The organism is Billgrantia zhangzhouensis, from assembly GCF_021404465.1.
Taxonomy (GTDB): domain Bacteria; phylum Pseudomonadota; class Gammaproteobacteria; order Pseudomonadales; family Halomonadaceae; genus Halomonas; species Halomonas zhangzhouensis.
Map to the genome: position 1 here is coordinate 107,340 of NZ_JABFTT010000003.1, position 23,163 is coordinate 130,502.

Below are 23,163 nucleotides of genomic sequence, written 5' to 3' on the forward strand. Positions count from 1 at the left end.
GCGCGGGCGGATCCCGCCGCAAGCGACAAGGAGCAGACATGGCCGACAAGGAGAGTGGCGTCGAAACGGTTTCCCGGTTCTCGCGGCGCGTTCTGACCGTGGTCGGAATCGCCAGCCTGGTGGCGATTCTGCTCTATTTTGCCGCTCAACTGCTCGACGTACTGTTGCTGGTGTTCGCCGGTGTGCTCTTTGCCGTGGCGATCGATGGTGTGGTGCGTCTGTGCCAGCGTTACTTGCCGCTCTCGCGACAGTGGGCCCTTGCGCTGGCGCTGCTGACGATCTGTCTGCTGCTGGTTGGGTTGGGGGTATTGATCGGCCCGCGCCTCGGGGAGCAACTGCCGCAGTTGATTACGGAGCTCCCCCAGGCATTCCAGCAGCTAGTGACCAATCTGCGCGAGCTGCCCGGCATCGAGGCGTTAATGGCTGAGGTGGAGGAGCCGGCTCAGCTCCTCGGCCAGCCGGTCATCGATCACTTCACCGGCTTCTTCTCCACCACTTTCGGCGCCATTGCCAGCTTCTTCCTGATTCTGCTGATCGGCTTCTACCTGGTGCTCAGCCCTACCAAGTACGTCGGCAATGTGGTGTTACTTTGCCCTCCCGCTCATCGCGAGCGTCTGCAGCAGGTGTTGTGCATGCAGGGGCGGGCGTTGCGCCTATGGCTGCTGAGCCGGCTGGTGTCGATGGTCTTCGTGGGAGTGTCGGTGGCGATAGGGTTGGCCTTCCTGGGGGTGCCGATGGCCGGTGCGCTGGGCCTGGTTGCCGGATTGTTCACCTTCATTCCCTACCTGGGTCCGATCATCGGTGCCATCCCCACCATACTGATTGCCCTACTCGAGTCGCCGCAGCTGGCGCTGTATGCCGTGGTGCTCTATTTCGTGGTGGAGACGCTGGAGTCCAACCTGGTGATGCCTCTTGCCGCCAAGGGCATGGTGCGCCTGCCCCCTGCCTATACCGTCATCGTACAGCTGGCCGGTGCCGCGGTAGCCGGCGTGGCTGGGGTGATTCTCTCCGCACCGCTGGCGGTGGTGGCGGTGGTGGCCGTGCAGATGCTCTACGTCGAGGATGTGCTGGGCGATGAGGTAAAGGTATTGGGGCAGGGACAAGGACAGGACAAGTGACGGTCAGGCTTCGTCGTTGACCAGCAGCAGCCTGGCGGGTACGACTTTCTGCGCCACGTCTTCCATGCAGTTCCCTCCCTTCCCGGTGAAGCATTGCGCCGACAGCGGCCTCAATTAAGGTATCGGCGGGAAGGAAGGGAGCTTGAGGGAACGTCTCTGGGAAAGTTTCTGGGCAAGTATCTGGAAGTTTTAGCCCTGTAGATGGGCCAGTACGGTATCCACGCTGCTCTTGTCGACCACGCCTCGCTCGGTGTCGATGCCCACGTAGGTCACCACGCCATCTTCGGCGATCAGTGCGAAGCGCAGGCTGCGCACGCCCATGCAGGCGCCACTGGCGTCCTTTTCCATGCCCAGGGCACGGGTGAATTCGGCGTTGCCGTCGGCCAGCATCAGGATCGCCTCGGCGTTCTGGTCCTGCTGCCAGGCGCGCATCACGAAGGCGTCGTTGACTGCCATGCAGGCCAGGGTGTCGACCTTTTCCAGCACCTTGTCGGCCTTGATCACGAAGCCGGGCATGTGAGTGTTGGAACAGCCTGGGGTGAAGGCGCCGGGGACGCCGAACAGCACGACGAGCTTGCCAGCGAAGAGTTCGCCGGTGGAAATGTCCTCGGGCCCGTCGGGACCGTTGGTCTTGATGGTGACATCAGGGATCTTGTCGCCTACGGAAATGGGCATGGGCAGCTCCTGTTCATCTCTTCGGTGGGAACACTGTAGTGCAATTTGGCAGCCGGGTGCGTTGCCGAGTGTAGCGACGATCAACTGCCCTGGTAGGCATCGAAGACTTCCTGGCCGGTCATATTGTGGGTCTCGTTGGCAAAGCGGTAGTACTCCGGCTTCTGATCGATGAAGATCTGGCTGTCGAAGTTCCATGCTTCGCCGCCATCGACCAGGCCCACGGGAATGGCATAATGATCGCCGGCCTTGAGACGATAGAAGAGATGAGTGCCGCAACGCCGGCAGAAGCCGCGCTCGGCCCAATCCGATGAGGCATAGACCGTGACGTTCTCCTCGCCTTCGACCTCGACGTCACTGACCGACTCCAGCGCCAGCAGCGGTCCGCCTCCCCAGGTGCGGCACATGTCGCAGTGGCAGGCGCCGACGTTCTGCTTGTTGACTGCCACGGCAACTTTTACCGCTCCGCAGAGGCAACTGCCGCGTGCATTCATTCCGTCTTTCATATCGCTCCTCCTTTCATTATGGAAGCGGCGAGCGCCATGTCGCCCAAGTCAGTAGTGTAGTCATAGCACACTCGCCTTTACCGTATTTGGCTGATGGGCCCTTCAGTCAGCATGTTCCCGAATCAACGCGCGCAGCGCCGTGGCCGAAGCCGAGAGCGGATGACGGTGGCGCATGACGATACCCAGTGGTCTTTCTACGTCGGGTGTCGTCAACGGCCGATATTCGATGCCTTCGGTAGCGATCTGGCGAAAACTCAGTTGTGGCAGCACGCTGATGCCGAGGCCCGCAGCCACCATGCGGCCTACGGTGGCGATCTGGCTGGCGTCGCACAGGATCGAAAGCGGCGCGTCCACCTCGGCCATGATGCGGTCGATGTCCTGGCGTGAGCTGGAGAGGCGGCTGATGCCGATGAATGGGTATTCAGCGAGCTGCGCCCAGCGCACGCTGGGCTGCTCGAGTAGCGAATGACCACTGGGGCAGACCGCCACGTAGCGATCCACCAGCACCGGCTCGAAGGCCAGCTCCTCGGTGTCATGAGGGGCCACGGAAAGCCCCAGGTCGGCGCGCCCCTCGCGCACCAGTTGGCTGACCTGCTCGGCCAGCACGTCGTGCAGGCTCAGGTTGATGCGTGGGTAACGAGCGTGAAAGGTAGCGATGATGCCCGGCAGCAGCCCCGCCGCCAGGGTGGGAAGGGCGGCCACGGTGACCTTGCCGCGTTGCTTGGAAAAGCGTTCCTCAAGATCCTCGAAGGCTTCCGTCCAGTCGTTGAGCAGACGAATGGCCACGGGGAGAAAGGCTTCGCCTTCCGGGGTCAGCGATAGCTGGCGGGTAGTGCGCGAGAACAGCGAGCCACCCACGCTCTCTTCCAGCTTGCGCAGGGCAATGGAGATGGCGGGCTGGGAAAGGTGAATGCGCTCGCTGGCCTCGGCGAGACTGCGCGATTGCGCCACGGCCACGAAAGCGCTGAGCTGCCGGATGCTGGGTTTCATTTGGAAAGTAAAACACAAATTAAAAACAATTCAATAGTCAAAACATAGTGCTCTCTTCATGCTGCTATTTGGGGCAACCCCATGCGCAGCATGACAACAAGAAGCCCGCAAAGCCGGGCTCAAAGGAGCCACTCATGAAAACACTGCTCACCGCAGCGGTCGCTAGTGCCGCCATTCATAGCCTACCGCGCCAAGGACTGGCAGCCGATCGAATGCGAGGTCGCAGCGAATCGTATCGTTGTGCACTTCGGTGCCCACATGGTGGGCTAGGTCATACGCTACGCGCTGCCACAACTACACGCGCTAAATTTCGTGCCGAAGGGAATGCCGCATGGCGGCGTCACACGGTCGCTTGCACTCGACGCCCACGGCAAGTGCCTCGACTCGGTGATCCTGGAGATCGTCGGCGCGTGCTGATCGTCGGCGTTGGAGAGGCGCAATCAAGGCGGGGAGGCAATTCGGCATGATCTTGAAGGCAACCATAACGGCCACGGCGGGTGCAGCCATCGTTAGCTTGGCGATTTCTTCGGCGGGTGCCGCGCAGGAGTCGGAGGCGCCGCCATGGCTCCGCGTCATGTCGGAAACGACTTTCGACGGTCAGAGCAACGACCTCGTGACGGGCGGGTTCGGCGTCAGTGGAATGATCGAGGGGCCGGACCTCTCCTACGCCGATCCACTGGCACCGACCGCTGAAGAGCTGCGTCGTGTCTCCATCGTGACCGACGGCTCTACCGGCTTTGGCACCATTTATGGCCCGACCATCGACGCGTCGACGGGCGAGCCCCTGGATGGGGACGGCAAGGTCGCCGGCACCGAGTACCTCGCTTATGCCGACGATGGCCCGGGGCAGCAGAACGTGGCCTTCTTGCTACAGGTGCCCGAGAGCTTTGACCGCGAAAGCCCCTGCATCCTGGCAGTTCCCGTGAGCGGGTCAAACAGTCTGTTCCGCAACGTCGGCAATATTGGCTATTGGGGGCTGCAGAAGAACTGCGCCGTCGTCTACTCCGACAAGGGCCTTGGCAACGGCTTCCACGACCTCGCGTCCGACACGGTGACTCTGATCGACGGCACTCGGGCCGGTGCCGAGGATGCGGGCCGGGATTCACACTTCACTGCCGACGGTGCGGCGCGGGAGGCATTCCTTGAAGAGTTCCCGCATCGGATCGCCTTCAAGCACGCGCATTCCAAGCAGAATCCCGACGCGACCTGGGGGCGCGACGTCGTGCGCTCGATCGAGTTCGCGATGTATCAGTTGAATGCTACGCCAGAGAAGGCGGATCTCACGCCCGAGAATACCCTGGTTATCGTGACCGGCAATTCAAACGGCGGCGGCGCTGCGCTCTACGCTGGCGAGGTCGACGAAGGCGGCCTCATCGATGGCATCGTGGCGGCACAGCCGCAGGTGCAACTCGATCCCGACGAGCGGGTGACGGTCAAGCGGGGCAACACGGTGCGGAAGGGAACGGGACGACCGCTCCTCGACTACTTCACCTATGCGATCCTTTATCAACCCTGCGCCGCTGCGGCGACACCCGACGCGCCCTGGGCGGATCGTGTCATGTTCGCTGAGAACCGCTGCGAAAGCCTGATCGAACGCGGGCTGGTCGAGGCCAAGACAGCCGAGGAGGCAGCGCAGGAGTCGCTTGAGAAGCTTCGCGACTACGGGTGGGAGCCCGAGTCCGACATGCTTCACGCCTCGCACTACGTGATCGCTCCGACAGCGACGGCGATGAAGTATGCGAACTCGCAGGGCCGCTTCGGCGTCGAGGAGCGTCTCTGCGGCTACTCCATCGCTTCGGTGGACGAGGGCGGACATCCGCAGTCGGCGCCGCCCGAGGAACTGGCGCGCATCTTCGCCGTCGCTCCCGGCGGTGCGCCGACCGGCACGATCGACGTGGTGAACGACCGAGATCCGCGCGGGCCGACGCGCGACTTCATCTCTCAATCGCCCAGCACGGGCCTGCTGGACTTCAATCTCGACGGTGCGGTGTGCTTGCGTGAACTCGTGACGGGCGACAGCCCGGAGGCGCGGCGCGTACAGCAGGGTATCGACGAGGTAACCGGAGACGCCGATCTCCACGGCACCCCGACGATCATCGTGCATGGCCGCGCCGATGCGCGGGTACCGATAGGCTTCACCTCGCGCCCTTATCTTGGTCTCAACTCGCTGACCGACGGCGCCGGCAACCTGCACCTCTACGAGCTTACCAATGTCGAGCATTTTAGCGCCGGTCTGCCCGGTTACGCCGAGCGCTTCGTGCCGATCGACCCCTACCACATCGACGCGCTCGAGCTGATGTACGCGCACCTGACGGAGGATGCGCCGCTGCCGCCGAGCCAAGTGGTCCGGCCTGAGGTGACGGCGGACGGCGCCGGAGAGGCGGGTATCGGCCTAGTGTTGCCCACGGTCGCGGCGTCGCCCGATGCCGCAGACGCCATCGAAGTGACGGACGGGCAGGTGACTGTGCCCGATTGAGCCGGAGACCACGCCGCTGCTCGCCGCGAGCGGCGAGCCTATCTGCTCGTCTCCTGTGCCAGTCAGTGGACATCCCTTTCAGCACGGCCACGGCGACGAAGGCGCGCAGTTGCTTGACGCTCGGATTTATTTATAAAGTAAAACAAATATTAAAAACAATTCAATAGTCAAAACATAGCTCACTCTTCATGCTGCTATTTGGGGCAACCCCATGCGCAGCATGACAACAACAAGCCCGCAAAGCCGGGCCCAAAGGAGCCACTCATGAAGCCAACTCTAAAGATGAAAACCCTGCTGACTGCCATGGCAGCCAGCGCTACGCTCGTTACCGCTGCAGCCACCGCTCAGGCCGATGAGCGCCTGCTGATCGGTTCGACCTCCAGTTCGTCGAGCCACTACGGTTACTTTGTCGCCGTCAACCAGATCATCAACAGCCAGGTCGAGGGCGTGAGCGCCTCGGTAGCGGAAACCGGTGCCACCGTCGACAACCTGCGCCGACTGAGCCGCAACCAGATCGACATGGGATTGGTCACCACCAACACCGGCTACCATGCTTACGCTGGCCAGGAGGACTTCGACGGCCGCCCGGTCGACAGTCGCCTGCTGTGGGTCTATACCGTGGCGCCCCAGAACGTGGTGATGCGCCAGGATGCCGATGTCTCGACCCTCGCGGATCTGGAGGGCGTGCGCTTCAACCCGGGCATCACCGGCTCGGCCACCGAGAAGACCACCGAGGCGGTGATGCGTACCCTCGATATCTCGCCCGATTACGTGCGCGGTTCGACCACCGATATCGTCGATGCCATGAAGGATGGCCGGGTGATGGGCTCGGCCAAGTCTGGGGTGGGCAACAAGCTCGATGGTTCGACCATGGACATCGCTACCTTCACGCCGATCAACGTGCTGTCGCTCTCCGAGGCACAGGCCGACACTCTGCGCAGTGAGATGCCCGATCTGGCCGTGGTCGACATTCCCGAGGGCGCGGGGGAGGGCGTTCCGGCCTACACCACCTGGGCCTTCGGCGTGGCCGTGCACGCTCATCCGGACCTCGACGAGGAGACCGCCTACCGGATCGTCAAGGCGGTAATGGAGAACCCCGAGCCCCAGGCCAACGCCTTCTCCGCGGTGCGCGACGCCGACCTGGCGCAGATGACCCTGGAAGTTGGCACTGTGCCGCTGCATGCCGGTGCTGCGCGCTACTTCGAAGAGCAGGGCCTGGATATCCCCGACGCCCTGCAGCCCGTCGAGTAACGGCCCAGAGAGACGATTGCCATGCGCGAGAACATTACCAAGCTGCTGGCCCTCATGTTGGGTGGGCTGATCCTCTACACCTCGGCGACCGGCCCGTTCGAGAGCCTGATCCAGCGGGGCATCTTTCTTGCGCTGGTGATCCTGCTGGGGCTGACGCTCTACCCGTTGGGCGCCGGCAGGCGCTGGCGCCCCCTGGGGCTGGCCTGCGACCTGATACTGGCCACTGGTACGGTGCTGGCCTGCGGCTACGTGGCGATGAACCACGAGCGGATTCTCGTCGAGCTGCCCTGGGCCTCACCACGGGACATGCTGTTCACCGGGGTGCTGGTGGTGGCAGTGCTGGAGCTGTCGCGGCGTGCCATCGGCGTGATCTTCCCGCTACTGGTGCTGGCGGGCCTGGCCTATGCCTGGCTCGGGTCGGCGATACCCGGGCCGCTGGGGCATCGCGGCTTCGATCTCTACTACATCACCGAGACGCTCTATCTCGGCGATCTCGGCGTGTGGGGCATGCTGGTCGGCGTGGCCGCCACTACCATCGCCGCCTTCGTGCTGTTCGGCTGCCTGCTGCTGCACACCGGCGGCGGTCAGACCTTCATGGACCTGGCGCTGCGCATCAGCGGGCGCTCGCCGGGCGGCGCCGCCAAGGTGGCCACCGTGGCCTCGGGACTGTTCGGCATGGTCAGCGGCAGCGCCGTGGCCAACGTAGCGACCACCGGCAACTTCACCATCCCGATGATGAAACGGCTCAAGTACCCGGCGCCCTTCGCTTCGGGAGTGGAGGCGGTGGCTTCCACCGGCGGCCAGATCGCGCCGCCGATCCTGGGGGCGGCGGCCTTCATCATGGCCGAGATCCTCGGCGAGAGTTACCTGCGCATCGCACTCGCCGCGCTGCTGCCGGCGATCCTGTTCTATCTCGGTGTGTTCCTGACCATCCACCTGGTGGCGCAGCGCCGTAATTTGCAGGTGGTGCCCGACGACGAACTGCCCACCTGGCCCGAAGTGCTGCGCCCGGAGCGGATCATTCCGATTTTGGCGGCGCTGGGTGGGCTCTTCTACGGTGTGCTGTCGGGGCGCTCGATCCAGATGGCGGCCTTCTACGGCATTCTGATGACGGTGCTGACCTTCGTTCCTTTCGCCTTGCTGGCGCGCCGGCCGCTGCGCGAGATCGCCGGCAAGCTGCTCTCGGGGCTGATCGATGCCGGCAAGGGCATGGTGATCATCGGCGTGCTGCTGGCCGGGGCCCAGATGTTAGTGGCGATGATCGGCATGACCGGTATCGGCGTGACGCTGGCCAGTCTGATTGTCAACGTGGGCGGGGAGTCGCTGTTTCTGGTGGCCTTCATCGTTGGCGGCGTGTGCCTGATCCTGGGTATGGGCATTCCCACCACGGCGGCCTACGTGCTGGTGGCCTCGGTGTTGGCCCCGGCGCTCACCACCATCGGCGTCGAGCCGCTGATCGCCCATCTGTTCGTGTTCTACTTCGCCACCCTGTCGGTGATCACACCGCCGGTGTGCGTGGCGGTGTTCGTCGCGGCAGGCATTGCCGGTACCAACTGGCTGCCGGCGGCGGGCGAGGCGGTGCGCTTGGCGGCGGCCATCTACGTGATTCCCTTCCTGCTGCTGATCTACCCGGCCCTGGCCGGCTTTGGCAGCGCTTTCGACATCCTGCTGGCCAGCTCCCAGGGCGTGGTATTCGTGCTCGCCTTCGCCTCGCTGATGTCGCGGGTCGCCGTCACCGGTAACCGGCTGCTCGACGTGGCGGGGCTCGGGCTGGTGGTGGGCCTGGCGCTGATTCCCGGCTGGCTGACGACGAGCGCGGCGCTGTTGCTGCTGGTGGCACTCTATGCCCGGCGCCATCAGCGTCTGGCCGCTTCGCCCGCCGCCCCCGGGACTGGTGAGCAGAGGATCGCTGAAAAGAGACCTGACGGGCAGAGCCCCGGTGCCACAGGCATGATGGCCAAGGAGACCCGCTCATGACCTTCCTGCTGGGCAGCGGAGCCGGTTTTTCCGGCGACCGCACCGATGCCGCCATTCCCGTGGTGAGAGAGCTGATTCGCCGTGGCCAGCCCGCCGCGCTGATCTTCGAGACCCTGGGCGAACGCACCCTGGCGGCAGCCCACCGTGCCATGCGCGACGACCCGGCAGCGGGCTACGAGCCATTGTTGGAAGAGCTGCTCACACCGGTGCTGGACGACTGCCTGAAGCATGGCATTGCCATTCTCGGCAACTTCGGCGCGGCCAACCCGGACGGCGCCTGCCGCGTGGTGGCCGAGCTGGCCGCCCGCAGCGAGCGAGGCGGGGCGAGCATCGGCCGGGTGCATGGCGATGACATCCGCGCCCGCCTTGGTGAACTGGACCTGCAGCGCTGGGAGGCGGAGAGTCGTGAGCTGCCTGGCGAGGAGGCGCTGATTTCGGCCAACGTCTATCTCGGTGCTGCTCCCCTGGTCGAGGCACTGGAGTTCGGCGCTGAGGTGGTGGTTTCCGGTCGGGTAGCTGACCCGGCGTTGTTCCTGGCGCCGCTGGTGCATCACTTCGGCTGGGCCTGGAACGACTGGGACCGCCTGGCCGCCGGTATGATGGCCGGCCACCTGGGCGAGTGCGGTGCCCAGGTCACCGGTGGGTATTTCGCCGATCCAGGCGTAAAGGACGTTCCCGGTCTGGCCACGGTGGGCTACCCCATCATCGAGGTGGAAGAAGATGGCACCCTGGTGGTGACCAAGCCTGCCGGTACCGGCGGCATGGTCACTGCGCGCACGGTCAAGGAGCAACTGCTCTACGAGGTGCACGACCCGGCCAACTATTTGACCCCCGATGTGGTGGTGGATCTTTCCTCCGTGCGGGTGGAGGAGCTCGGCCCCGACCGGGTAGCGGTGAGTGGCATTCGCGGCAAGCCGGCGCCGCAGCGTCTCAAGACCACCGTCTGCTACGAGGGCGGCTGGCAGGGCGAGGCAGAGATCTCCTACGCTGGACCCAACGCCCTGGCCCGGGCGCAGCTAGCTGCCGAGGTGCTGCGCGAGCGGCTGACGTTCCGTGCACCGCCGGAGCTGCGTTCGCGGCTGGACATCGTCGGACATGCCAGCGTGTTCGACAGCGATGCCGGCGACCTTCAACGCAGGTTGCTGACCGCGGCCGGCGGCGACTACCGCCTGAGGTTGGCCGCCGAGCACGCCGAGCGGCGCTGGGTGGAGCGGGCCACCCAAGAGCTGCTGGCGCTCTACTGCGCCGGTCCGGCCGGTGGCGGCGGGGTGCGCCGCCAGTTCCAGCGGCGGGTGTGCACGGCCTCCTACTTGGTGAAGCGCAGCGACGTGGAAGCCTTCGCCACCCTGTTCGATGCCACTCTTTTCGAGACGAAGATGGTCAACGAGAGGAGAGTTGCTCATGCCGCACGCTGAAGTGAACGTGCCCGCAAGCCCAGCCAAGGGACACGCCGTACCACTGCATCGCCTGGCCCATGCCCGCGCTGGCGACAAGGGCGACCGGCTCAACCTGGTGCTGTTCGCCTTCGAGCCGCATCACTATGAAACGCTGGTGGAACAGGTCACCGAGGAGCGGGTGCTGGCGCTTTTCGCCCATCGTGGGGCGAGCCGGGTGCGCCGTTACCTGATGCCGGGTCTGGCCGGCATGAACCTGGTGATCGACGACGTGCTGCAGGGAGGGGTCAACGGCGCTTTGAACCTGGATGGGCACGGCAAGACACTCTCCTACCTGCTGCTGGGCATGAGCGTGGTGGTCGATGAGGCATGAGGTTCTGCTGAAGAGAACGGCCCCTGCCCGGGTTCGCATGACTTCGTCATGGGAACCCGGGCAGGGGCCGTTGTTGGGTCCGAGCACTCGGCCAACTAGTGCCGATAGGGGGACGCATCGGCTGTGGCTTGAGCCGACGCTGCCCGTGGGCGGCGGCCGAGCGCTAGACGCTCAGCGCAGCGAGAGCGCGCCGGCGCCGGTATCCTCTCCCACAGCATCGCGATAGGCCTGTGCCTCAACGGCCTCCACCTCGTCGCTGAAGCGCACCAGCAGCGTACAGGAGGCCAGCACCAGCACGATCAGGCCGAGGTAGAACAGTCCCTGCTGGTAGGTGATCGCTTCACTACGGAACAGGAAGGCGGCGGCTACCGCTCCCACGCTGCCGCCGGCGCCGACGATGCCGGCCACCGCGCCGAGGGCCTTCTTGTTGATGAACGGCACCACGCCGTAGGTGGCTCCCTCGGCCATCTGCACGAACAGGCTGAACACCAGCATGATGCCGATGGCATACGAGAGCACGTGCATCTGCGAGAAGGCGACCAGGGCGATGCCCTCGCAGATTAGCGCGATGAACAACCAGCGCACGCGGCCCTTGAGCCCACCGTTGCGGGCGAAGAGGTCGGAGAACACGCCGCCCAGGGTGCGGGCGAAGACGTTCATCAGCCCGAACAGGCCGGCGATGATGCCGGCGGTGGCCAGCGTCAGGTCGAAGTTGTCGAAGAAGTAGATGGCGGCGATGTTGTTGATGGTCAACTCGACGCCGAAGCAGATCGCATAGACCACGAACAGCGCCCACACGCGGATGTCCTTGGCGGCGGACATGAAGCTTTTGCCGGCACTGTTCTCGCCGTTGGCGGGGGGCAGCTCGCCGCGTGCACGCAGTTCGCTGAAGTTGCCGTTCGGCGCGTCCTGGGTGAACAGCCAGTAGCCGATACCGGTGACGAACATCACCACGCCCGGCACCACCATGGCCAGCCGCCAGCCCAGTGTCTCGCTGACGCCGAGCATCAGCAGGCCGGAGAAGATCAGCGGCATCACGATCTGGGTAGTGCCACCGCCCAGGTTGCCCCAGCCGGCACTGGTGGCGTTGGCGGTGCCCACCACGTTGGGGGCGAACATCATGGTGGTGTGGTACTGGGTAATGACGAAGGAGGCACCGATGGCGCCGATCGCCAGGCGCGCCAGCAGGAAGGTCTCGAAGCTGTTGGCGAAACCGATGCTCATCACCGGGATCGAGCCCAGCAGCAGCAGACCGGTATAGGTCTTGCGCGGGCCGAGGCGGTCGCACAGCACGCCGATCAGCAGCCGCACGATCACGGTGATGGCCACCGAAGCAATGATGGTGTTGCCGATCTGGGTCTGGGTCAGGGCCAGGTCCTCGCGTACCACCGCCATCAGCGGGGCAATGCCGAACCAGCCGAAGAAACAGATGTGGAAGGCGAACCAGGAGAAGTGGAAGGCTCGCATCTGCGGGGTGCGCAGGCTCAAGAGACGAATGCGGTTCGCCTTGTTGAGAATTTCCATGGAGTGACCTCATACGGATTGTCGATACAGGTGTTCGCCCTTCTCCGTTGAAGGTCAGGTCTGACGCACTCGTACTTCCTCAGGAAGCCTGGTCCACGCCTACCCAGCAGTTGATATATATCAAGCAATTCGTTTGCCACGTTTTTTGTTTCTTCTTTTAAAACACTGTGTTGTGGCTAAGTTGATGGTTCGCGACCAAGCTGGGTGAGTGGGAGGGTATGGCAAGAATGGTGCAATGCCGCAGAGAAATGCCCCCTGCTGGTGCTGCACGGGGCATGAACAGGCTCGAGGGGCCGGGAATGAAACGAAGCGAACTCAGTTCATGGCCCACTGGGCCGGCTCGTGATCGCAGCTGAGAAAGGCGGAGGTTGCCAGCCACTCGGGGTCGGGGTAATAGACGAACAGGTAGTGATCTTCCTTGATGCTGTCGATCAGCGGATAGGTCACTTCCTGGCGTACCGCAGGGCAGCCGTGGCTGCGGCCCAGCCGGCCGGTCTGGCGAATGAAGGCTTCGCTGACGTAGTCGGCGCCATGGATGACGATAGCGCGCTGGTAGGCCAGGTCGTTGACACCCGATTCCAGCCCTTCCAGGCGCAGCGAGTAACCGTTGCGGCCGTAGTAGCTGTTCATGGTGCGAAACAATCCCAAGCTCGACTGGTAGCTCTCGGGGGTGTTGGAGAAGATCGTAGCCTCGGCGTCGCCCGAGCCACGGCCATGGGAAACCAGCTCCTCGAACAGCAGTTGCTCTTGTGCCAGGTCGAAGACCCACAGGCGCGGCTCGGTGGAGGGGAGTGAGTAGTCGATGACGGCCAGCCGCTCGGCACCGGGTTCGGCACAGGCCAGCGCGCTGGCGGCCAGTTGCAGGACCTGCGGGTCGGCGCGGGGGGCGAGGCGTGTCAGGGTCTGGCCCAGCGGGTGAGTGGCTGCGGGAAAGAGCTTGGCCTGGGCCAGGAAGTCGCCGGCCTGGGCGGTGGCGGGAAGGGTGGTGGGCAGGGTAGCCAACAGGGAAACGGCCATCGGGAGCGAAAGTCGCAGGGACGGTAGAAAGCGCATGACATGCCTATGACGTAAGTACCGCAGGCGGTGGGCGCCGCGCGCGGCAGGTAAGCGTAAACGAGATGAACGGACCCGGCTGGCTTGCAGTCGTGTGCCAGGCACTATTATGAAGAGAGAGGTCAGGAAGGCCAGACCGGCTATCAACGGAGCAGGAGCGAAAGATGCGGTGTATTGCACGGACGGGAATGCTGATGATGCTGCTTGGCTTGGCGCCGATGGCCTGGTCGGAGCTGCAGGGCGAGGCAAGGCCGGAGGGGGAGTCTGGTGTGGCACAGGCGTTGATGCGCCAGGTGGCTACCGAGGAGCCGCGCCTGCAGGGCTTCTATGCCCAGCGCGACTACCGCCCAGCATGGCAGGATGCCGACACCGTGGCGGCATTCACCTCGGCGCTGCATGGCCTCGAGAGCGATGGGCTCCATCCACAGGACTATCGCCCGGATGAGCTGAGATCCCGGTACCGTGCGATCCAGGAGGATGGCGCCAGTGTGGCGGCGCAGGCGCAATACGATCTATTCGCCACCCGGATGCTGTTCACGGCGCTGACCCACCTGCAGCGGGGCAAGGTGGATCCCGAGGCGCTCGAAACCCATTGGGAAGTGCCGGTAGCGGAACCCGACTTCTCTCTCGGTGCGGTGTCCCGCGCAGTGGATCAACAGCGATTCGAAGCGCTGTTCGATGAGGTGAGGCCGGATTTCGTCCCCTACGAGCGGCTGCGCTCGGGGCTGGCACGCTATCGTCATCTCGAGCGGCTCGGCGGCTGGCTGCGCTTGCCGGCGCGCGAGCAGGCGCTGCGTCCGGGCGATGTCGATGATGATGTTGCGCTGTTACGCGAGCGCTTGTCGGCGATAGGCGAACTCGAGCTGATGGCTGTCAATACCGACGCCTTTCCTGACGCTGAAGTCGAGGCTCCCGATGCGCGTCGCTACGATGCCGGACTCGAGGCTGCGGTGAAGCGCTTTCAGCGCCGGCACTTGCTGGAGCCGGATGGTATTGTCGGGCGTCAGACCCTGGAGGCACTCAACGTCCCGGTTGAGCGGCGCATCGATCAGATCCGCCTCAACATGGAGCGCGCCCGCTGGCTGTTGCACGGGCTGCCGGACGCCTTCGTGCTGGTCGATATCGCTGGCTACCGGCTCAGTTATTTCCGGCCCGATGGCGAAGTCTGGCGCTCACGTATCGTGGTGGGCCGACCCTATCGGCGTACACCCTCGTTGCGCTCCGACATCACCCACATGACCGTCAACCCCACCTGGACGATTCCGCCCACCATCCTGCGCCAGGACGTGCTGCCCGCTGTGCGCCGTGACCTTGGCTATTTGTGGCGGGAGCGAATTCAGGTACTGAGCCCTTCCGGACAGCCCCTCGACCCCTGGCGGGTCGATTGGGACAATCCCGGCAACATCGTACTGCGGCAGGCTCCCGGAGCGCAGAATGCCTTGGGACAGCTCGCCATTCGTTTTCCCAACGACCACATGGTCTATCTCCACGACACCCCGGCTCAGGGGCTTTTCTCCCGCGAACAGCGGGCCTTCAGCTCCGGCTGCATCCGCGTCGAGAACATTCGTGAGTTGGCTCAATTGCTGTTCGAGGACACTCGCAGCGAGCATGACATCGAGGCACGCATCGATAGCGGTGAAACGCGCAACGTCTCGCTTGCCAACCGAATGCCGGTCATCATCCATTACTGGACGGTAAACCCGGACGATGACGGCGAGTTCTCGTTCCGCCCCGACATCTACGAACGTGACGACGCCCTGCTGCGGGAACTGGATCGCCCACTGGTGTTGTGAGCCAACGGGCGGGGGAAGAAAGCCCCGGCCACTTCCTGTGGCCGGGGCCGTAGCTAAGCCAGGCGCGCCCCGCAGCGCGGACAGACTTCGCCGGGACTTTCGCTTACACCGGGAGCGGTGCTGGAAGCCGCAACGGCTTCAGTCTTGGGGGCGAAACGTTCCGGGTTGATCGGCACCAGCTTGCCGCGTTCCCAGCGCAGGCCGATGTCCTTGAGCATGCGTGGGTCGCAGTCGCGGAGCAGGGCATCACGCTGGCGATTGGCGTAGAAGCTGCGTACGGCGCGAAGCAGGCGACGGATAGTGCGTAGTGCTGTCATGGTCTCGGTCTCCTTGAGTGGAGGCCGGGAACTTGTGCGCGACAGGCGGGAAAAGTGCTATCCAGGCTTGGCCGCGACAAGTGCCGCGGCCAGCGTCCTTCAAATGTCGTCGTTTCGACGGCCGGCCCACGGCAACAGCAAACGGGTACGCATCGCGTTAATGAATACGCGATGTTGCCGATTTGCCTGATTGCCTAGAAGTAGCCAGCGCATGAGGAACGCGTCTCGATTGAGGGATTGGGATTGTGCCGCATCGACGATGCGACTCTTTTCTTATAGACAAACGCTCAACAAGCGTCAACGGATGAATGGCGCTAGCGCGAGAAACTGCGCATGAGGCGGCTTTCGTACAGAACCTATCGATAGCCCTCGGCCTGCAGCCGAAACAATCTCGCATAGCGGCCGTTCTGGGCCATCAGGCTGTCGTGGTCACCGCGCTCGATGACTTCGCCGTCGTCGATCACGAGGATCTGGTCGGCGGCGTATCCATGGCCGCGGCGGGTTCGTCCAGCACCAGCAGGAGTGCCCGACGGCTGTAGCGAAAGACGCCGAAGAAGGCAGTCAGGCGATTGCTGTTGGCTGGCGGGGAGGGGCAAGGACGAGACGGCGCATGGACTGGGTGAATAGCTCCGTTCGAGAAACGACGCCCTGCTCGGGAGCAGGGCGTCGTGTGCATGCAGCGGTAAGGTCCGAGCTGGCTCAGTCGTCGTCGCTTTCGGCGTCGGCTGAGGTCTGGGCCACCACCGGGCCGGTCTGGCCGGAGCGCAGTGCGGCAAGCAGCGGCTCCGCTTCGCGCTGGAAGGCGACCAGCCGCTCGCCTTCGAGGCTCTGGCTTTCCGGCAGCTCGACCTTCATGGCATCGACGGCGTTGTTGTTGACGATCACTTCGTAGTGGAGATGCGGGCCGGTACTGCGGCCGGTATTGCCCGACAGCGCGATACGCTCACCCATCGAGACGCGATCGCCACGGTTCACCATTGCACGTGAAAGGTGTAGGTAGCGCGTGCGATAGCCGTTGTCATGGCGTACCACGATATAGCGGCCCGCCACCGGGTGGTTGCCGACCTTCTCGACACGACCGTCGGCCGGGGCGATGACCGGGGTACCGATGGGCATGGCCCAGTCAGTGCCGCGGTGCGGGCTGACGCGGCCAGTCACCGGATGCACTCGGCGGGGGTTGAAGCCGGAACTCATGCGGTAGCTGCCCTCGAACGGGTAGCGGCTGAAGGCGGGATCGAGGCTCTGGCCGTCCGGCGTGTAGAAGTTGTTGTCGGCACTGTTGCGCACCAGCGTGAGGTCCATGCGGGCGCCCTGGTACTGGATGGCCAGCACGCGGGAGTCGAAGCTCGCCCCGTCGATGATGTCGGACTCGATCAGCACCTGAAACTCATCGCCGCGACGGGTGTCGCGGCGAAAATCGAGTTTTTTCTCCAGCAGGCGCGAGACCTGGGCGACCTCGGTGCTGGAGAGACCGGTCGCCTGGGCGGAACGAGCGAAGCTGCCGCTTACGCTACCGGCGAACAGCCGCTGGGTGGCTTCGCCGGCACGCTCGATGGTGGCGACGTCGAAACTGTCCTCGTCGCGCTCGAGCATGAAGCCCTCGCGTGCATTCTTCATGATGCGCAGGGCCAGCAGACGTTCCTGCTCGTCGAGCTGATACTCGAAGGTATTACCGACCCGCCAATGGGTCAGTAGACGCTTGTCGGGCATGCTGTCGAGCAGGCGCATGGCCTCGCTGTAGCCCAGGCCGAGTTCGTTCTGGGCAAGCACGGCGAAGGTGTCGCCCTGCTGCACGGTATAGGTGCGCCATTCCGGCACGTAGGGTTCGGCGGCGGCAATCTCGTGATCGAAGTGGATCGGGCTGTCTTCGAACAGCGCCAGCTCTTCGTCCGGGAAATCCTCGTAGGACGTCGCGTTGGCGGCCAGCGCTTCGTCGTCGGTATACGTGTCTTCGAGCATGCCGCTGGCCAGGGTGCCGATCACCAGGGCCATATGCAGTGCCCCCGAATCCAGTTCCGTTGCCAGTACGATGTTGCTGTCGTCCAACCCGGTAGCGGTATCGAACTCGGCAGCGATAGCGGTCGGAGGCTCGGTCGTTTGCTCGGCCTGGGCCATGCTTACGCCGGAGAGGTCGACGATTTCACTGGGCTTGAGCTGAGAGAGAGGGATGTAGTCGCGGGTGGAGTCGATGGCCTGGGTGGCGATTTCGATGGCATCGGCGACGGAGTAGCGTTCGCTGTTGAGAGCGGGGAGGCCGGGTTGGGCCTCGGGCGACAGGGGGAAGAGTACGGTTTGGGGAACTTGCCCCTGACGCTGGGTATTCTCGACGAGGGTAACGATCTTTTGCGTGCCCAGCACGGTCACCATCGTGGCGACGGGTAGCAGTAGCAACTTATGCGTGCGAGGCAGCGAATGGAGGATTCGCAACATTTGTATCGGCCATAAAAAAAGATGACAAGAATATAAAAAGGCACGGGAACCTTAACCCATGATATATGGCCTGCCTAGACTGTACGCACATACAGCAAGACGAACCCAGAACTTCTCTTCCTTGGTTCTGGGCCGTCGCTATATTGTCGAACACTGTTCAACAATGATGTATTGAACGTGGAAAAGGGAAATTAGACAACCCCTTTTTTGGTAATGTTCTGTGGCGGGTGATCAGCCGGTAAAAGTGCCGTTGCGATAATCGCGCAGTGCTTGTTCGATCTCGCCCATGTGATTCATCACGAAGGGGCCGTAGTGGGCTATCGGCTCGCGATGGGGCGTACCCGCGAGCAGCAGACACTGCGCACCTTCGCGGCTGGATAGGCGTAGCGTGTCTCCCGAACCCAGCCGGGCCAGTTGGCCGGCCATGACGTCGGCATCATCGACCTGCAGCGTACCCTCGAAGACATAGACGGCTAGCGTCTCGCTGCCGGCCGCGAGGGTCAGTTCGCCGCCGGCTTCGATTTGCGCATGGGCCACGGCGCCATCTCCCGCCAGGCTCTCCAGTGGGCCCGAAATGCTGTCGCCCGTCACGGACGACCATATGCCACCGAGGGCGATCAATTCCGCGGTCTCCGCCTTCAGGCGCGGCATTTCGCCGCTGCGCACGTCGCGATAGCGTGGCTCGCTCATCTTTTCCCGTGCCGGCAGGTTGAGCCATAGCTGAAAGCCGTGCAGGCCCTGGCTGTCGGTCAGCGGCATTTCGGAATGCACGATGCCACGGCCGGTATGCATCCACTGGGCGTCGCCGGCCTGAATGGTGCTGCTATGGCCCAAATGGTCCTCATGGGTGATACCGCCATGAATGATGTAAGTCAGCGTCTGGATGCCACGGTGCGGATGCGGCGGAAAGCCGCCGATATAGTCATCGGGTTGGTCGGAGCCGAGTTCGTCGAGCATGAGAAAGGGGTCGAGCTCGCCATCGAAACGGTGAATTCGTTGAATGTGCACGCCATCGCCATCCTGGCTGGGGTGGCTCTGGATCAGGCGTTCGATGCGACGAATGCTGGGGCTGGTGACCATGGTCAGGTCTCCCGAAGTGGATATATCTGGCATTCTAGTCCGCTTTTTTCGAAAATTAAGCGCAACGTTTTGCATTCTTCATTCGAGGAAGTCGAATATGTCTCGTGTCACCCTGGCTCAGTGGCAGATGCTCGCAGCGGTCGTCGACCATGGTGGCTTCGCCCGCGCTGCCGAGGCGATCCACAAGAGTCCTTCCACGCTCAATCACGCCGTGCACAAGCTGGAGGAACAGCTTGGCGTGCGGGTGCTGGCACCGGTAGGGCGCCAGGTGCGGCTGACCGAGGCTGGTGAGATGCTGCTGCGCCGGGCACGCCAACTGATCGAGAGTGCCGAGGCACTGGAGGACGTCGCCGGCCGCCTGGCCGAGGGGCTCGAGGCCGAAGTGGTGTTGTCGATCGATCAGATTTTTCCCACCAATGCCTTGGCGGTGGCGCTGAGCCGCTTCTCCGCCGCTTATCCCTACGTGCGCGTGCAGCTCCACGAAACGGTGCTAAATGGTGGCATCGAGATGCTCTATGACGGCCGCGCCGACCTGGCCATCTCGGGACTGGCGGCGCAGGGCTTTCTCGGCGAGCCGCTAGTGACGATCCGCTTCATTGCGGTGGCCCATCGCGATCATGAACTGCACGGGCTGGAGCGCGAACTCGACCTGCGCGACCTGCAGCGTCATCGACAAATGGTGGTGCGCGACTCGGCGCTGCGTCAGTCGATGGATGCCGGCTGGCTCAAGGCGGAGCAACGCTGGACGGTCAGCCATCTCGAGACCTCCATCGACATGGTTCGGCGCTGCCTGGGGTTTGCCTGGCTGCCCGAGACGCGCATTCATGATGACCTGGCAAGCGGCGTGCTTCGCCCGCTGCCGCTTGCGGCCGGCGGTATTCGTAAAGTTCCCATGCAGATGATCTTTCGCGACCGCGACCGGGCGGGCCCCGCGACCCATGCCATGGCCCGGGCGCTACATGGGGCAGTGGCCAGTACCTGTTCGAACCAGGAGTGACCGTTCGCTTTTTTCGACGTGCAGGGCGGAAAAACTGCGCTTGAGCGATGGGCAGGTCGGTTTACTCTGGTTAGCTACATGACCTGCTACCGGAGAACGTGATGGGCCTGTTAATCGACGGTAAGTGGCACGACCAGTGGTATGACACCAAGAAGCATGGCGGCGAGTTCGTGCGCGAGTCGGCTAAGCTGCGTGACTGGGTGACCTGTGACGGCAGCCCGGGCTCCGATGGGCAACGCGCTGTGCCGGCGAAGGCGGGACGCTTCCACCTCTATGTCTCGCTGGCCTGCCCCTGGGCGCACCGCACCCTGATCATGCGCAAGCTCAAGGGGCTGGAGACGGTCGTTGGCGCCTCATGGGTAAGCCCACTGATGCTCGATCAGGGGTGGACCTACCATGAGGATGAGGGCGCGAGCGGCGATCCGGTCAATGGCGTCGAATACCACCGTGAACTCTATACCCTGACCGACCCGCACTACACTGGCCGGGTCACGGTGCCGGTGTTGTGGGACAAGAAGGAAGAGCGCATCGTCAACAACGAATCGGCCGAGCTGGTGCGTATCTTCAATGATGCCTTCGACGAGATGACCGGTAACCGGCTCGACTTCTACCCCGCAGATCTGCGTAAGACCATCGACGCGGTCAACGAGGACGTCTACGAGCACATCAACAACGGCGTCTACAAGTCGGGCTTCGCCACCGAGCAGGCGGTGTACGAGAAGCATGTGACGGCGCTGTTCGAGGCGCTCGACCGCGTCGAGGCGCGTCTTGCCGAGAACCGTTACCTGGCAGGCGGGTGGCTCACCGAGGCGGATATCCGCCTGTTCACCACTCTGGTTCGCTTCGATGCCGTTTATTACGGTCACTTCAAGTGCAACTTCAGGCGCATCGAGGACTATCCCAACCTCTCGAACTACCTGCGCGAGCTGTACCAGTGGCCGGGCGTGGCCGAGACGGTGAACATGGAGCATATCAAGCGCCACTACTACTACAGCCATGACACCATCAATCCGACGCGCATCGTGCCGAAAGGGCCTCTGCTCGACTTCGGGCGGCCGCACGACCGCGAGCGGCTAGCGGGGCAGGGCGTGCGCAAGAAAGGATAGGGTTTCCGCCGCTCCCCGGGAGCGGCGGTGTCGAGCGTTGCCGCTCGCTCAATAGGCGGCATCCGGTTGGTAGAACTCTTCGACGTTGTCGGCAGTGATCAGGTCGGCAGCCAGGATCACTCGTGACGGCACGCCGTGGTACATGTTGCCGAGGCGCTCCCCCTTCACCCCATGCACGGCCAGGGCAATGGCGGAGGCGATCATGTTGGGGGGATAGGTCACCGTGCCGCGTACCATCGGATGATCGTCGCGAATCATCTCGATGACTCGCTGCGAGCCGCCCCCGCCAACGATCAACTGGATGTCGTCGCGCTCATTCTCCTCCACCGCACGCAGAGCGGCGATCAGCACGTCATCGTCACCGGCCCAGATCGCATCGACGTGCGGGTTGCTGCCGAGCAGGTCCTCGGTCACGCTCAGGGCCCGCTGCGGGTTCCAGTCTGTGGTCTGGGAGTCGAGGATGTTGATGCCGGGGTAGTCGGCCATCACCGTATTGAAAGCGTTGACGCGCTGGGAGTTGATCGGGATCGAGGGACCTTCGAGCACCAGGATGTCACCTTGGCCGCCAAGCGCCTCGGCCATGTAGCGTGCCGCGACCTCGCCGAGCCCGGGATTGTCCCCCGCGAGGAAGACGTCCTGTGCCGGCTCTTCCAGCTCGCGGTCGACCACCACCGTATAGATGCCGGACTCGTAGGCTTCGGCGATCACCTGCTGCAGCGTGGCGGGGTTGTGGGGCAAGATCACCAGCGCGTCGATGTTGCGGATCATCAGGTCTTCTACGTTGGAGACCTGGGCAGTACCCGAACTGGCCGACAGTACCGTGAAGCTGACGTCGCCGTACTGTTCGGCCAGTTCCTCGGTGGCCTGCTGTGCCCACCACAGCAGGCCGGCGGTCCAGCCGTGGTCGGCCGATGGCACGGTCACGCCGATATGGTAGTCGTCGGCGCTGGCGGCAAGCGACGTGCCGGCCAAGGCGGTGACCAGAGCAGCCTGTCTGAGAACGCGTGTTATCGTCATTGTTGTCACTCCGTTTCATCATGGTCGAACGAATGGGCTGGCATACCCAGCGATGACGGCACGGCGGTCTCTTTCGCCGACCGTCGCTTCCAGTCAGCCGGTGCGCCGGTACTGCAGCAGCACCGCCAGCAGGATCACGGCCCCTTTGACCAGCCCCTGCAGGTAGGGCGAGACACCGGTCAGGTTGAGCATGTTGTTGATGATGCCGAGGATCAGCGCGCCGATGACCGTGCCCCAGATCGAGCCGCGCCCGCCGGACAGCGCCGTGCCGCCGATCACCACGGCGGCAATGGCATCGAGTTCGTAGAAATAACCGGCGTCGCTGGGGCTGACCGAGTTGAGCCGTGAACTCAACATGATGGCCGCTATGCCCACGCAGACCCCGGCGATGACGAAGGTACTGAGTACCACCCGCTCGACGCGAATGCCGGAGTAGCGCGCCACCTGTGGGTTGGCGCCCACGGCACAGACGTGGCGACCGTAGGGGGTATGGAACAGCAGAATATGGGCGACGATGGCGAGGCCGAAGAAGGCCCAGACCGGAATCGGCAGGCCGAGGAAGAAGCCGCCTCCGATGTTGGAGAAGAACGGGTTGCGGGTAGTCACTTCGGCGGCGTCGGTGAAGTAGAGCGCCAGCGAGCGGAAGATCGACATGCTGGCCAGCGTCACCACGAAGGCGGCCATTCGCCCTCGGGTAACCAGCAATCCATTGAACAATCCGAATAGCGAACCCGCCACCACCGCGGCCAGCATACCGAGGAGCACGGCCTGGATGGGATCGGCGATGGAGTTGACCACGTAAAGCAGCAACACCCCCACCAGGGCCATCATCGAGCCCACCGATAGGTCGATGCCGCCGGCGATGATCACGAAGGTCATGCCGATGGCGATGATGCCGGTGTAAGAGACCTGGCGCATTACGTTGGTGATGTTGCGTGCGTTGAGAAAGTACTCGCTGGCGAGCGACGAGAGCACGAAGAGAATGAGCAGCGCCAGCAGCGGTGCCAGGATGGTGGCGTTGATCGGCAGCCGGCGCAGTCGCTGTAGGCCCAGTTGTGCCATCGGTTTGGAGTTGGAAGCGTCATTCAT

General features: G+C 63.7%; 20 protein-coding genes. 10 read left to right on the forward strand and 10 right to left on the reverse strand.

What is annotated here, in order from left to right; genetic code table 11:
* Positions 1-38: 38 nt before the first annotated feature.
* Positions 39-1,118, forward strand: coding sequence for an AI-2E family transporter (locus tag HOP51_RS04275; RefSeq protein WP_234272724.1), 1,080 nt, complete (start codon positions 39-41; stop codon positions 1,116-1,118).
* Between the two features lie 189 nt (positions 1,119-1,307).
* Here the strand turns inward: HOP51_RS04275 and HOP51_RS04280 are convergent, their stop codons facing one another.
* The 3 genes from HOP51_RS04280 to HOP51_RS04290 form a co-directional block, all read right to left on the reverse strand.
* Entirely contained in the window at positions 1,308-1,793 is a 486-nt protein-coding gene (locus HOP51_RS04280; RefSeq protein WP_234272725.1) for a peroxiredoxin, read from the reverse strand.
* Positions 1,794-1,873: 80 nt separating this feature from the next.
* Complete coding sequence (locus HOP51_RS04285; protein ID WP_234272726.1) at positions 1,874-2,296, reverse strand: GFA family protein; 423 nt, start codon at positions 2,294-2,296, stop codon at positions 1,874-1,876.
* 102 nt (positions 2,297-2,398) lie between these two features.
* Positions 2,399-3,286 carry a LysR family transcriptional regulator gene (locus HOP51_RS04290; RefSeq protein ID WP_234272727.1) on the reverse strand — a complete coding sequence of 296 codons (888 nt, stop codon included), beginning with the start codon at positions 3,284-3,286 and terminating at the stop codon, positions 2,399-2,401.
* Positions 3,287-3,559: 273 nt separating this feature from the next.
* On the opposite strand from HOP51_RS04290, the gene HOP51_RS21150 reads away from it, so the two are divergent.
* The 6 genes from HOP51_RS21150 (at position 3,560) to HOP51_RS04315 (ending at position 10,757) form a co-directional block, all read left to right on the forward strand.
* On the forward strand, positions 3,560-3,703 hold the full coding sequence (locus HOP51_RS21150) for an AtuA-related protein (RefSeq protein ID WP_455423583.1): 144 nt from the start codon (positions 3,560-3,562) through the stop codon (positions 3,701-3,703).
* A 46-nt stretch (positions 3,704-3,749) separates the two neighbouring features.
* Positions 3,750-5,762 carry a D-(-)-3-hydroxybutyrate oligomer hydrolase gene (locus tag HOP51_RS04295; protein WP_234272728.1) on the forward strand — a complete coding sequence of 671 codons (2,013 nt, stop codon included), beginning with the start codon at positions 3,750-3,752 and terminating at the stop codon, positions 5,760-5,762.
* A gap of 264 nt (positions 5,763-6,026) precedes the next feature.
* Complete coding sequence (locus tag HOP51_RS04300; protein ID WP_234272729.1) at positions 6,027-7,013, forward strand: TAXI family TRAP transporter solute-binding subunit; 987 nt, start codon at positions 6,027-6,029, stop codon at positions 7,011-7,013.
* A 21-nt stretch (positions 7,014-7,034) separates the two neighbouring features.
* A complete protein-coding gene (locus HOP51_RS04305; protein ID WP_234272730.1) occupies positions 7,035-8,990 on the forward strand; it encodes a TRAP transporter permease in 1,956 nt (651 codons plus the stop codon).
* Positions 8,987-10,405, forward strand: coding sequence for an acyclic terpene utilization AtuA family protein (locus HOP51_RS04310; RefSeq protein WP_234272731.1), 1,419 nt, complete (start codon positions 8,987-8,989; stop codon positions 10,403-10,405). The genes HOP51_RS04305 and HOP51_RS04310 overlap by 4 nt, the downstream gene beginning before the upstream one ends.
* On the forward strand, positions 10,392-10,757 hold the full coding sequence (locus tag HOP51_RS04315; protein WP_234272732.1) for an AtuA-related protein: 366 nt from the start codon (positions 10,392-10,394) through the stop codon (positions 10,755-10,757). Before HOP51_RS04310 ends, HOP51_RS04315 begins: the two co-directional genes overlap by 14 nt.
* A gap of 171 nt (positions 10,758-10,928) precedes the next feature.
* Here the strand turns inward: HOP51_RS04315 and HOP51_RS04320 are convergent, their stop codons facing one another.
* Both HOP51_RS04320 and HOP51_RS04325 read right to left on the reverse strand, forming a co-directional pair.
* Positions 10,929-12,281, reverse strand: coding sequence for a NarK family nitrate/nitrite MFS transporter (locus HOP51_RS04320; RefSeq protein WP_234272733.1), 1,353 nt, complete (start codon positions 12,279-12,281; stop codon positions 10,929-10,931).
* A gap of 315 nt (positions 12,282-12,596) precedes the next feature.
* On the reverse strand, positions 12,597-13,298 hold the full coding sequence (locus HOP51_RS04325) for a murein L,D-transpeptidase catalytic domain family protein (protein WP_234272734.1): 702 nt from the start codon (positions 13,296-13,298) through the stop codon (positions 12,597-12,599).
* Between the two features lie 200 nt (positions 13,299-13,498).
* On the opposite strand from HOP51_RS04325, the gene HOP51_RS04330 reads away from it, so the two are divergent.
* Positions 13,499-15,127, forward strand: coding sequence for a L,D-transpeptidase family protein (locus tag HOP51_RS04330; protein ID WP_234272735.1), 1,629 nt, complete (start codon positions 13,499-13,501; stop codon positions 15,125-15,127).
* Positions 15,128-15,180: 53 nt separating this feature from the next.
* Here HOP51_RS04330 and HOP51_RS04335 read toward each other — a convergent pair whose 3' ends face one another.
* The 3 genes from HOP51_RS04335 to HOP51_RS04345 all read right to left on the reverse strand — a co-directional run bounded on the left by HOP51_RS04335 (position 15,181) and on the right by HOP51_RS04345 (position 18,987).
* Positions 15,181-15,444 carry a hypothetical protein gene (locus HOP51_RS04335; RefSeq protein ID WP_234272736.1) on the reverse strand — a complete coding sequence of 88 codons (264 nt, stop codon included), beginning with the start codon at positions 15,442-15,444 and terminating at the stop codon, positions 15,181-15,183.
* Between the two features lie 699 nt (positions 15,445-16,143).
* Entirely contained in the window at positions 16,144-17,874 is a 1,731-nt protein-coding gene (locus tag HOP51_RS04340; RefSeq protein ID WP_234272737.1) for a peptidoglycan DD-metalloendopeptidase family protein, read from the reverse strand.
* Positions 17,875-18,105: 231 nt separating this feature from the next.
* On the reverse strand, positions 18,106-18,987 hold the full coding sequence (locus HOP51_RS04345) for a pirin family protein (RefSeq protein ID WP_234272738.1): 882 nt from the start codon (positions 18,985-18,987) through the stop codon (positions 18,106-18,108).
* A 64-nt stretch (positions 18,988-19,051) separates the two neighbouring features.
* Here HOP51_RS04345 and HOP51_RS04350 point away from each other — a divergent pair, with 64 nt between their 5' ends.
* Positions 19,052-19,951: a LysR family transcriptional regulator gene (locus HOP51_RS04350; protein ID WP_234272739.1), complete on the forward strand. Its 900-nt coding sequence runs from the start codon at positions 19,052-19,054 to the stop codon at positions 19,949-19,951.
* Between the two features lie 101 nt (positions 19,952-20,052).
* Positions 20,053-21,057 carry a glutathione S-transferase family protein gene (locus HOP51_RS04355; protein WP_234272740.1) on the forward strand — a complete coding sequence of 335 codons (1,005 nt, stop codon included), beginning with the start codon at positions 20,053-20,055 and terminating at the stop codon, positions 21,055-21,057.
* 48 nt (positions 21,058-21,105) lie between these two features.
* Here HOP51_RS04355 and HOP51_RS04360 read toward each other — a convergent pair whose 3' ends face one another.
* Entirely contained in the window at positions 21,106-22,074 is a 969-nt protein-coding gene (locus HOP51_RS04360; protein ID WP_234272741.1) for a substrate-binding domain-containing protein, read from the reverse strand.
* Positions 22,075-22,167: 93 nt separating this feature from the next.
* A complete protein-coding gene (locus HOP51_RS04365; RefSeq protein WP_234272742.1) occupies positions 22,168-23,163 on the reverse strand; it encodes an ABC transporter permease in 996 nt (331 codons plus the stop codon).

Coding starts and splice junctions, on each gene's coding strand:
- HOP51_RS04275 (WP_234272724.1), top strand. CDS start 39: ATGGCCGACAAGGAGAGTGGCGTCGAAACGGTTTCCCGGTTCTCGCGG.
- HOP51_RS04280 (WP_234272725.1), bottom strand. CDS start 1,793: ATGCCCATTTCCGTAGGCGACAAGATCCCTGATGTCACCATCAAGACC.
- HOP51_RS04285 (WP_234272726.1), bottom strand. CDS start 2,296: ATGAAAGACGGAATGAATGCACGCGGCAGTTGCCTCTGCGGAGCGGTA.
- HOP51_RS04290 (WP_234272727.1), bottom strand. CDS start 3,286: ATGAAACCCAGCATCCGGCAGCTCAGCGCTTTCGTGGCCGTGGCGCAA.
- HOP51_RS04295 (WP_234272728.1), top strand. CDS start 3,750: ATGATCTTGAAGGCAACCATAACGGCCACGGCGGGTGCAGCCATCGTT.
- HOP51_RS04300 (WP_234272729.1), top strand. CDS start 6,027: ATGAAGCCAACTCTAAAGATGAAAACCCTGCTGACTGCCATGGCAGCC.
- HOP51_RS04305 (WP_234272730.1), top strand. CDS start 7,035: ATGCGCGAGAACATTACCAAGCTGCTGGCCCTCATGTTGGGTGGGCTG.
- HOP51_RS04310 (WP_234272731.1), top strand. CDS start 8,987: ATGACCTTCCTGCTGGGCAGCGGAGCCGGTTTTTCCGGCGACCGCACC.
- HOP51_RS04315 (WP_234272732.1), top strand. CDS start 10,392: ATGCCGCACGCTGAAGTGAACGTGCCCGCAAGCCCAGCCAAGGGACAC.
- HOP51_RS04320 (WP_234272733.1), bottom strand. CDS start 12,281: ATGGAAATTCTCAACAAGGCGAACCGCATTCGTCTCTTGAGCCTGCGC.
- HOP51_RS04325 (WP_234272734.1), bottom strand. CDS start 13,298: ATGGCCGTTTCCCTGTTGGCTACCCTGCCCACCACCCTTCCCGCCACC.
- HOP51_RS04330 (WP_234272735.1), top strand. CDS start 13,499: ATGCGGTGTATTGCACGGACGGGAATGCTGATGATGCTGCTTGGCTTG.
- HOP51_RS04335 (WP_234272736.1), bottom strand. CDS start 15,444: ATGACAGCACTACGCACTATCCGTCGCCTGCTTCGCGCCGTACGCAGC.
- HOP51_RS04340 (WP_234272737.1), bottom strand. CDS start 17,874: ATGTTGCGAATCCTCCATTCGCTGCCTCGCACGCATAAGTTGCTACTG.
- HOP51_RS04345 (WP_234272738.1), bottom strand. CDS start 18,987: ATGCCAGATATATCCACTTCGGGAGACCTGACCATGGTCACCAGCCCC.
- HOP51_RS04350 (WP_234272739.1), top strand. CDS start 19,052: ATGTCTCGTGTCACCCTGGCTCAGTGGCAGATGCTCGCAGCGGTCGTC.
- HOP51_RS04355 (WP_234272740.1), top strand. CDS start 20,053: ATGGGCCTGTTAATCGACGGTAAGTGGCACGACCAGTGGTATGACACC.
- HOP51_RS04360 (WP_234272741.1), bottom strand. CDS start 22,074: ATGACGATAACACGCGTTCTCAGACAGGCTGCTCTGGTCACCGCCTTG.
- HOP51_RS04365 (WP_234272742.1), bottom strand. CDS start 23,163: ATGAATGACGCTTCCAACTCCAAACCGATGGCACAACTGGGCCTACAG.